Below are 326 nucleotides of genomic sequence, written 5' to 3' on the forward strand. Positions count from 1 at the left end.
TTCTCGGTTACGTGAGGTACACCCGTAGGGGCACGGCACTGCCGTGCCCCTACACGCGACGATATAATGTTGTACCGCATCTGAATGGGAACTGCTATAAAACAGAGATTGAGTCATTAGCCAAGCAGGTAAATAACGAGCAAGGCGAACGCGGTCAAGCATTGAAAGCACTTACCGAGCAACATAAAAATATAACTACTCCCTTCTCGCTCGAAGAATACCCATTTAACGAACCGCCCTTCTCCCAAAGGGAGACGCTGCGCGAACGGGTTCGCCAGTCCCCCATCGTGACGGAAAGCGGAGCCACTGCGGTGGACGGGTCTCCC

1 pseudogene is annotated in these 326 nt (G+C 53.4%); it reads left to right on the forward strand.

Annotation, left to right across the window (positions count from 1 at the left end):
- Window positions 1-326, forward strand: a pseudogene (locus tag AABK37_RS42045) (hypothetical protein); the annotation flags it as partial.

Origin of the sequence: Tolypothrix sp. VBCCA 56010 (assembly GCF_050875635.1) — a bacterium.
In the GTDB taxonomy this organism is placed as follows: Bacteria; Cyanobacteriota; Cyanobacteriia; order Cyanobacteriales; family Nostocaceae; genus Hassallia.